This is a genomic window from Aeromicrobium sp. REDSEA-S32_B7, assembly GCF_001626145.1.
Classification (GTDB): domain Bacteria; phylum Actinomycetota; class Actinomycetes; order Propionibacteriales; family Nocardioidaceae; genus Aeromicrobium; species Aeromicrobium erythreum.
In genome coordinates this window covers 1-6929 of sequence record NZ_LUNF01000286.1, presented here as the reverse complement: position 1 = coordinate 6929, position 6929 = coordinate 1, and the positions used below count along the sequence as shown (strand labels likewise).

6 protein-coding genes are annotated in these 6929 nt (G+C 69.7%); 3 read left to right on the top strand and 3 right to left on the bottom strand.

The genetic code is table 11. The features are described from left to right. Together A6Q79_RS18765 and A6Q79_RS18760 are read right to left on the bottom strand one after the other, a co-directional pair. On the bottom strand, positions 1-1121 hold a 1121-nt coding region (locus tag A6Q79_RS18765), incomplete at its 3' end, for an amidohydrolase (protein ID WP_369038023.1). Next, positions 1118-2008: an NAD(P)-dependent oxidoreductase gene (locus tag A6Q79_RS18760; protein ID WP_369038022.1), complete on the bottom strand. Its 891-nt coding sequence runs from the start codon at positions 2006-2008 to the stop codon at positions 1118-1120. The genes A6Q79_RS18765 and A6Q79_RS18760, both read right to left, overlap by 4 nt. A 47-nt stretch (positions 2009-2055) precedes the next feature. Between A6Q79_RS18760 and scpA the strand changes: the two genes are divergently transcribed. After that, positions 2056-4845, top strand: coding sequence for a methylmalonyl-CoA mutase (gene scpA, locus A6Q79_RS18755; RefSeq protein WP_369038021.1), 2790 nt, complete (start codon positions 2056-2058; stop codon positions 4843-4845). Positions 4846-4907: 62 nt separating this feature from the next. Here the strand turns inward: scpA and A6Q79_RS18750 are convergent, their stop codons facing one another. Continuing rightward, positions 4908-5195, bottom strand: coding sequence for a hypothetical protein (locus A6Q79_RS18750; RefSeq protein ID WP_286690050.1), 288 nt, complete (start codon positions 5193-5195; stop codon positions 4908-4910). A gap of 114 nt (positions 5196-5309) precedes the next feature. Between A6Q79_RS18750 and meaB the strand changes: the two genes are divergently transcribed. Together meaB and A6Q79_RS18740 are read left to right on the top strand one after the other, a co-directional pair. Then, positions 5310-6281 (top strand): methylmalonyl Co-A mutase-associated GTPase MeaB, encoded by a 972-nt coding sequence (gene meaB, locus A6Q79_RS18745; protein ID WP_286690049.1) that lies wholly within the window; start codon positions 5310-5312, stop codon positions 6279-6281. 10 nt (positions 6282-6291) lie between these two features. Then, positions 6292-6929 (top strand): hypothetical protein (locus tag A6Q79_RS18740; protein ID WP_369038020.1); only part of this gene is annotated, 638 nt, incomplete at its 3' end.

The window sequence follows — 6929 nt, the reverse complement described above, 5'->3', positions numbered from 1 at the left end:
TCGCCGGGCAGATCGGCGGTGAGATCGGTGATTGCGTCGAGCGCCTCGGCATTGGCGGCATCGCCGATGGCGTGGATCGCGACCTGGAACTTGTCCATCGAGGCGCGGACCATCTTGTTGCGCAATTGCGCCGGGGTCAGCAGCGGCAGGCCCTTCTGGCCCGGTGCGTCGGCATAGGGCGCCTTGAGCCACGCGCCGCGCGACCCGAGCGCGCCGTCGAGATAGAGCTTCACCCCCACCATGCGCAGCTTGTCGTCATAGAGCCACGGGGTCGGCCCCGGGCCCGCGATCAGCGCCATATTGTCGATGTCGCCGCCGTAGCTGAGGATACGGATCGCGAGCTGGTGCTTGTCGCCCGCGCGGCGATAGGCCTGCCATTCCTGGATCGTCGTGCCCATGTCGGCGATCGCGGTGATCCCCTGGGCGAGCAATTGCTGCTGCGCGGCGAGGAAGGCGCGGTCGAGATCGCGCGCCAGCGGCTTGGGCTTGGCGCTGTCGATCAGCGCGACCGCGGCATCGACGAAGACGCCGGCGGGCTTGCCGTCCGTCATCTCGATCCGGCCGCCCTCGGGCGCCTTGGTCGCGGCGGTGATCTTTGCTGCCGTCATCGCAGCGCTGTTGGCCCATCCGGCATGGCCGTCGACGCGTTCGAGCCAGACCGGCCGGTCGGGGACAACCGCGTCGAGATCGGCCGCGGTCGGGAAGCGGCCCAATCCCCATTTTTCCTGATTCCACCCGCGCCCGATGATCCACGGCAGTTCGGGGTTTTCGTCGGCATATTTCTTGATCGCCGCCTGCGCCTCGGCCAGCGAGCGGGTCTCCGAAAGGTCGAGCAGCATCAGTGACAGGCCCAGGCCCATCAGATGCCCGTGCGCGTCGATCATGCCCGGGATCAGCGTCCGGCCCTTGCCGTCTTCCTTGAAATCGGGGCGTTCGGGGCGCTTGTCCTTGCGGTCGAGGAGCTGCTTCACCTTGCCGTCGGTGCCGATCACCATGCCGGTGAAGCGCACGACCTTGCCGTCCTTGTCGAGCGTGATGCCGTTGACATTGTCGACGAGCGTATCGGCCTGCGCAGGCGCAGCGAGCAGGAGGGCGACGAGGGTTAGGGCGAGGCGCTTCATTTCGGCAACCTCGTCACGAGCGAGCTCGTGTCCAGGCGGCCGCAGCCCGCACCCTGCACCTCGGCATAAAATTGATCGACCAGCGCCGCGACGGGGAGCGTCGCGCCGTTGACGCGGGCTTCGTCGAGCGCGAGGCCCAGATCCTTGCGCATCCAGTCGACCGCAAAGCCGAAATCATATTCGTCCTTCGCCATCGTGCCCCAGCGGTTAAGCATCTGCCAGCTTGCCGCGGCGCCGCCCGAGACAGCTTCGAACACCTTGTCGGTGTCGAGGTCCGACGCCTGGGCGAAGCGCAGCGCTTCGGAGAGGCCCTGAAGCACCCCGGCGATCGCGATCTGGTTGACCATCTTGGTCGTCTGGCCCGCGCCCGGTCCGCCGATATGCACGATGCGCGCGGCATAGGCGCGCATCAGGGGCTCGGCGGCGGCGAAGGCGGCGTCGCTGGCGCCGCACATGATCGACAGCGCCCCATTCTGCGCGCCCGCCTGACCGCCCGAGACCGGCGCATCGACGCACAGCAGGCCGCGCGCGTCGGCCTCTTCGGCCAGGCGCCGGGCGATTCGGGCGGAGACGGTCGTGTGATCGACGAAGACCGCGCCGGACTTCATCGCGCCGAAGGCCCCGTCGTCGCCGAGCGTCACCGCCGCGAGATCGTCGTCGTTGCCGACGCAGGCGAACACCGCATCGGCGCCCGCGGCGGCGGCGGCGGGGCTGTCCGCTGCCTGGCCGCCATAATCCGCCGCCCAGGCGTCGGCCTTGGCGCGGGTGCGGTTATAGACGGTGACGGCATGACCGGCCTTGACGAGATGGCCGGCCATCGGGCCGCCCATGATGCCGGTGCCGATGAAGGCGATGCGCAATTTTTCTTCGCTCATGCCGCGGTCCATAACCATGGTTTGCGCGCGGCGCCAGATAGGGTAGGGGGCTTGCCGCTATGACCGATCAATCCATCCTGACCGCCGCCGCCGATTTTCCGGCGATAAACCTCGACGATGTGCGGGCGGCTGCGGGACGAATTGAGGGCGCGGTTGTTCGTACCCCGACGCTGAAGTCGCAGACGCTGTCCGAACTGGTCGGCGCCGAGGTGTGGCTGAAGTTCGAAAATCTGCAATTCACCGCGGCCTACAAGGAACGCGGCGCGCTCAACGCCCTGCTGCTGCTCAGCGACGAAGCGAAAGCGCGCGGCGTGATCGCGGCGTCGGCGGGCAATCATGCGCAGGGCCTTGCCTATCATGGCAAGCGGCTCGGCGTGCCCGTGACCATCGTCATGCCGAGCACGACGCCGCAGGTGAAAGTGTCGCAGACCGCGAGCCACGGCGCACAGATCGTGCTGTTCGGCGAAAAATTCGACGATGCCTACGCCCATGCACGCGAGCTGGAGGCGGAACGCGGGCTGACCTTCGTCCATCCGTTCGACCATCCGCACGTCGCGGCGGGGCAGGGGACGGTCGCGCTCGAAATGCTCGAGGATGTGCCCGAACTCGACACGCTGATCGTGCCGATCGGCGGCGGTGGGCTGCTGGCGGGCATGGGCACCGCGGCGCGCGGGATCAAGAATGACATGCGCCTCGTCGGCGTGCAGGCCGAACTTTACCCGTCGATGTATGCCGAACTGAACGGCGTCGACATGGCGTGCGAGGGCGATACGCTGGCCGAGGGCATCGCGGTCAAGAACCTCTACACCGCCGACGACCTCGCCGACGTCGACGCGCTCGACACCTACCCGGGCCTCGCGCCGTTCCTGCGCGGTCCCTACCCGGCCATGTACACGACCCAGCCGTGGACGATCCGCCAGTACGCCGGGTTCTCGACCGCCGAGGAGTCGAACGCGTTCTACCGCCGCAACCTCGCCGCCGGCCAAAAGGGCCTCTCGGTCGCCTTCGACCTCGCGACGCACCGCGGCTACGACTCCGACCACCCGCGCGTGAAGGGCGACGTCGGCATGGCCGGCGTCGCGATCGACTCGATCTACGACGCCCGCCAGCTCTTCGACGGCATCCCGCTCGACGAGATGAGCGTCTCGATGACCATGAACGGCGCGGTGCTCCCGGTGCTCGCGCTCTACATCGTGGCGGCCGAGGAGCAGGGGGTGACGCCGGAGCAGCTCTCGGGGACCATCCAGAACGACATCCTCAAGGAGTTCATGGTCCGCAACACCTACATCTACCCGCCGGCGCCGTCGATGCGGATCATCTCCGACATCTTCGCGTACACGGCGGCGAAGATGCCGCGGTTCAACTCCATCTCCATCTCCGGGTACCACATCCAGGAGGCCGGGGCGACGAACGACCTCGAGCTCGCCTACACGCTCGCCGACGGTGTGGAGTACATCCGCGCCGGGCTCGACGTCGGCCTCGACATCGACGCGTTCGCGCCGCGGCTCAGCTTCTTCTGGGCCATCGGCATGAACTTCTACATGGAGATTGCGAAGATGCGCGCCGCCCGTGCCCTGTGGGCCCGGCTCGTGCGCGACTTCGACCCGAAGAACCCCAAGAGCCTCAGCCTGCGCACGCACAGCCAGACGTCGGGCTGGAGCCTCACCGCGCAGGACGTGTTCAACAACGTCCAGCGCACGTGCATCGAGGCGATGGCGGCCACGCAGGGCCACACCCAGAGCCTGCACACGAACGCGCTCGACGAGGCGATCGCGCTGCCGACGGACTTCAGCGCGCGGATCGCCCGCAACACGCAGCTGCTGCTGCAGCAGGAGTCGGGCACCACCGGCGTCATCGACCCGTGGGGCGGCTCCTACTACGTCGAGAAGCTGACGCACGACCTCGCGAACCGCGCCTGGGCGCACATCCAGGAGGTCGAGAAGGCCGGCGGCATGGCCAAGGCCATCGAGGCGGGCATCCCCAAGATGCGCGTCGAGGAGGCGGCCGCCCGCACGCAGGCACGCATCGACTCCGGCCAGCAGGCCGTCATCGGCGTCAACACCTACCGCCTCGCCGACGAGGACCCGCTCGACGTGCTCAAGGTCGACAACGCGTCGGTCTACGCCCAGCAGGTGGCGAAGCTCGAGCGACTGCGCGCCGAGCGCGACCCGCAGGAGGTCGAGCGCGCGCTCGACGCCCTGACGGCCAGCGCCGAGCGTGGCGCCAGCCGCGACGGCTCGCTCGACGGCAACCTGCTCGCCCTGGCCGTCGACGCGGCCCGCGCGAAGGCGACGGTCGGCGAGATCTCCTACGCGCTCGAGAAGGTCTACGGGCGCCACCAGGCCGTCATCCGTACGATCTCCGGTGTGTACCGGACCGAGGCGGGCCAGGGCGGCAACGTCCAGAAGGTCATCGACGCCACCGAGGCGTTCGAGAAGGCCGAGGGTCGACGCCCGCGCATCCTCGTGGCCAAGATGGGCCAGGACGGCCACGACCGCGGCCAGAAGGTCATCGTCACGGCGTTCGCCGACATGGGCTTCGACGTCGACGTCGGACCGCTGTTCTCCACGCCCGAGGAGGTCGCGCAGCAGGCCGTGGACGCCGACGTGCACATCGTCGGCGTCTCGAGCCTCGCGGCGGGCCACCTGACGCTCCTGCCGGAGCTGAAGAAGGCGTTGGCCGAGCTCGGCGGCGAGGACGTCATGGTCGTCATGGGTGGCGTCATCCCGCCCGACGACGTGCCGACGCTGAAGGAGATGGGCGCTGCCGAGGTGTTCCTGCCCGGCACGGTCATCGCCGACTCCGCGCTCAGCCTGCTCGAGCGGCTCCGCGCGAGCCTGCAGCACTAGATGGTCGGTTCGTCCGAGGTAAGGCTGGCGCCGCGTCTCATCGCGAGACGCAGTGCTCGCCGTCAGGCCGCGCCGTCGCCGAACACTCGCTTCGTGAGGACCCGCACGTCACGATCGAGGTACCTGATCTCGGTACGCACCGAGGCGAACTCGGCCTGCATCTCCGTGCGCAGCGAGCCGATCTCGGTCCGGACAGAGCCGATCTCGGTCCGGACAGAGCCGATCTCGGTCCGGACGGACCCGATCTCGGTGCGGATGATGCGCACGAACATGGTCGACATGAGCGTCAGCATCCCGAACAGGGAGGTGCCCAGGATGCCGATCGCCGTCCAGACCTGCGGCTCGTTCACATGGATCACTCCTCCAGTGTCGTCGGTCGACTGCGATGCTTCCAGTGCGATGGAGGTCGGTCCAGGCGATCTCCACGATCTGCGTGGAGCGCTTGACGCCGAAAGGAGCATCTGATGGTTGACGTCGAGAAGCTCGCCGCCGACGTCCTCGACGGACGTCGCGCGGGGGTCTCGCGCGCCATCACCCTGGTCGAGTCGAGCCGCGCCGACCACCGCGCCGCGGCCCGGGAGCTGCTCGCCGCGCTCGCGCCGCACGCCGGGGGAGCGGTGCGGGTCGGCATCTCGGGCGTGCCCGGTGTCGGCAAGAGCACGTTCATCGAGGCGCTCGGCACGCACCTCGTGGAGCAGGGCAACCGGGTCGGCGTGCTCGCCGTCGACCCGTCGAGCGTGCGCACCGGCGGCTCCGTCCTCGGCGACAAGACCCGCATGGCACAGCTCGCCGTCAGCCCGCAGGCCTACATCCGCCCGTCGCCGAGCGCGGGCACGCTCGGCGGAGTCGCCCGCGCGACCTCCCAGGCGATGACCGTCCTCGAGGCCGCCGGCTACGACGTCGTCCTCGTCGAGACCGTCGGGGTCGGCCAGTCCGAGATCACCGTCGCGGGCATGGTCGACACGTTCCTGTTCCTCACCATCGCCCGCACGGGCGACCAGCTGCAGGGCATCAAGAAGGGCATCCTCGAGATCGCCGACGTCATCGCCGTCAACAAGGCCGACGGCGAGCGTGCCCGGGAGGCCGAGGTGACCGCCAAGGACCTCGCGGGAGCCCTGCGCCTCGTGTACGCCGGCACCCAGGGCTGGGTGCCACCGGTCGTCACCTGCTCGGCGCTCGAGCACCAGGGCATCGACACCGTCTGGAACCGGCTCGTGCGGCACCGCGAGTTCCTCGGCCACCGCGGCCTGCGCGAGAAGCGCGCCCAGCAGCAGCTCGACTTCACGTGGGCGCTCGTGCGCGACGAGCTCGACCAGCGCCTGCGCACCGACGAGGGCGTGGCGCGGGTACGCGACGAGGTGCGCGAGGCGGTGCTCTCGGGAGAGCTGCCCGCGGCCAGCGCCGCGGACCTCATCCTCGAGGCCTACGACCAGTAGTCTGGCCTCCATGAGGTCGCGTCCTGTGATGCCCGTCACCCGTCGACGGCCCCGGTCCGCCGGGGCCCTGGTCCCGCCGCTCGCGCTGTCGGCCCTCCTGCTCGCCGGCTGCGGCGGGTCGATCAGCCCCGGCGCCGCCGCCACCGTCGACGGCACCACCATCACGATGGCCCAGGCCGACCGCACCGCCGACGTCCTGTGCGAGGTGTCGCTGTTCTCCGCCGCCCAGTCCGGCGGCGGGAGCACGATCGACAACGCCGACGTACGACGCCAGGCCGTCAGCGAGCTGGTGAGCGGCGTCGTCGCCCGCGAGGTGGCGGCACGCGAGGGCATCCGCGTGCCCCGCAGCGCGTACGTGTTCACCGGCGAGCAACGCGCCCAGGTCGAGCAGGCCCTCCCCGACGTCGACGTCGACGAGGCGGTGCGGGTGCTCGAGGCCGGGCAGCGCACCTACGCGATCGCCGAGAAGCTCGGCGAGGCCGCCACCGGCCAGCGCGCCGACGACACCAACGCCCAGCAGCTGCAGCAGGCCGGGCGCAGCGTGCTCGCCGACGCCCTGCGCAAGGCCGACGTCAGCATCGACCCCCGGTTCGGGCTCGGCGACGACGGCCAGCAGGTGGCGGCCACCGGCTCGCTGTCGGTCCCTGC